Origin of the sequence: Marinobacter gelidimuriae (assembly GCF_000372805.1) — a bacterium.
In the GTDB taxonomy this organism is placed as follows: Bacteria; Pseudomonadota; Gammaproteobacteria; order Pseudomonadales; family Oleiphilaceae; genus Marinobacter; species Marinobacter gelidimuriae.
The window spans coordinates 1-2,343 of record NZ_KB889836.1; the positions used below are offsets into that span (position 1 = coordinate 1).

Annotated in this window: 1 protein-coding gene and 1 pseudogene; one reads left to right on the forward strand and one right to left on the reverse strand. The window is 43.7% G+C overall.

The window, feature by feature from the left end:
* A pseudogene (locus A3OI_RS23055) lies at window positions 1–112 on the reverse strand (IS5/IS1182 family transposase); the annotation flags it as partial.
* A gap of 831 nt (window positions 113–943) precedes the next feature.
* Between A3OI_RS23055 and A3OI_RS0102675 the strand changes: the two are divergent.
* Complete coding sequence (locus A3OI_RS0102675; RefSeq protein WP_018402803.1) at window positions 944–2,065, forward strand: Fic family protein; 1,122 nt, start codon at window positions 944–946, stop codon at window positions 2,063–2,065.
* The last annotated feature ends 278 nt before the right edge of the window (window positions 2,066–2,343 follow it).

Below are 2,343 nucleotides of genomic sequence, written 5' to 3' on the forward strand. Positions count from 1 at the left end.
ACAGAATGCCTTCGACTGTTTTGCGCAAACCTGCCTTGTTATACAGACTGAATTGAAGCAATATTTCTCTTAGCTTGGACCACAGCTCCTCTGTGTGCATGTATCTGGGCATTGCGGGCTCGTATGATTGCTGTTTCGGAACTTCATTATACGAGCTTGCTCTTACCTTTCAAAGGCTTACGAGCAATTGTCAACAGACCCTAGCGACTGTGGACTGGCTCCTCGAGCGGGAAGGATGCAAGCCATCCCTTGATAGCATAAAAAATGGACTTGAAAACTGGCCAGCCGGAAAACAAGCATCGGAACGCAAAGCAAGGCTGTTCAGTGATCAGATGCTGCAGCATGCTATTACGCGTTTACAGCAATTCTGAACTCCAGCGTGAACTTACGGCAGCATAGCGCGAAGTTGTGCTGCCGTAAGTTCACTGAACGCTTACAACACGGATGCGGAATTTCTATGGCAGTGGGCACCCGTTGCCTTGGAGTATTTTCACCTTGTAAAAATACCCAAACACTTGCTCCGATCATCGCTAGAATCACCTGAATACGTCGACGGGCTGGGCGTAACTCTGATGGTGAATGGTCAAGCCCATTACATTCCAGTTTCTTCGCGCCGTTCTAAACGCTGTTTGGCGCTCCACTGCCTCAACGCCAGCTCGTAGTGCCTCTACTGACATCAAGCCCCTAAGTGTTGATAAAGATAGCTTAAGCACACGTCTTGGCGTGAATTTTTTCTGTAATATCAACCTCAAACTTCTTTGTCTATCAGAAATTCATGTCAAAAACCCTTGTTTCGCATTTCCGGCGAAAACTTCACTTCAAGGTGATTTGTGACGAATCCCTGAGAGACAAACCCACTTGTCGTTAACAAATCTAAAAATATTGATATCAAGAAGTGTTGAAGCTAAGATGACTGAAGACTTCACTCTCTTAGGAATACCTAATGGACTTTAATCTCGAGAACGCCGTTCAATACCACTATGACCAGTTTCCGCCGCAAGAGCTCGACTATTCGAGGTTTGTTGGCGCGCTCGTCAAAGCTACGGACGCAATTGCGCGTTATGACCAAATGATCAAGAATATGCACAATAGCGAGATCTTCTTAGCTCCTTTACGTAACCAAGAGGCTGTAATCTCTTCCAGAATGGAGGGCACTGTGAGCACTATGGATGAGATTCTCAAGTATGAGGCCGATTATGGAAACGATGGTGCAGATTCCTCCCATGTCCGATCTGACGTGATCGAAACTATTCTATATCAGCGTGCATTGCGCTCAGCGCAAGGAGCTATGGAGGATGGGTATAAGTTATCTATTTCAATGGTTAAAGGAATACATCAAAGATTGCTCTCCCTAGGTCGGGGAGCGACCAAAGCGCCAGGGAAATTTAAAACAGAGCAAAATTATTTAGCCGACAGACAAAAGAAAAACATTCTATTTGTACCGATTAGTCCGGAAAAATTGAATGATGGGCTTGAGGCCTTATTCAACTATATTAATGAAAGTGATCACCCGGAATTGATAAAGACCGCTGTGGCACATGTGGAATTTGAATCCCTACACCCTTTTCAAGATGGCAATGGCCGCATTGGTAGGATGCTCATCACTCTAATGCTCTGGAGTTCAGGAACTATTTCAGCGCCTCATTTTTATATAAGTGGATATTTTGAAGAAAATAAAGATGCGTATATAGATATTATGAGGAAGGTTTCTGAAGATGGTGATTGGACCCAGTGGTGTTTATTTTTTCTTGATGCAATAGAAAAGCAGGCTATCCGTAACTTAAGTATTGCAGAGGGTATACGTGGATTATATGAGGATATGAAGCCCATTTTTTCTGATATTTTGTCGTCAAAATATAGTGTGAATGCGCTTGATTTTGTGTTTACTAATCCGGTATTTCGGAATAATCGATTTACTAACAATAGTGGAATACCCTCAGCAACTGCTGCTCGATTCGCTCGTGTTTTGTCTGAGAAGGGGGTCATTTCGGTTATTGAGCAACCAGCAGGAAGGAGGCCCGCTTTATATTCGTTTGAACCACTTTTAAAACTCGTCAGGGTTTGAACACGCTAGCTTAAAAGGTCCCCCTAAGGGATATTTAATGCTCCGCTTCCGAAATGGTTTTCTAACTTCAGACTGAGGTTGAATCATTTAGTTACAAGGCTAGGGGCTGTTGACGTTTTCGCATAAGGTATTAAATAAAATAGGAAAACTCGTAATATTAAGGTTCCGACACCACCCATAAAACGTAAGCGCCAATAAATCAGCACCTACATTTCGGCTCGCCGATTGCACACACTGACTTCCTCACCCATTCCATGAGGAATCAGCATGACCCCAAC

Excerpts from the sequence above, each read along its gene's own strand:
- A3OI_RS0102675 (WP_018402803.1), top strand. The coding sequence starts at position 944 with ATGGACTTTAATCTCGAGAACGCCGTTCAATACCACTATGACCAGTTT.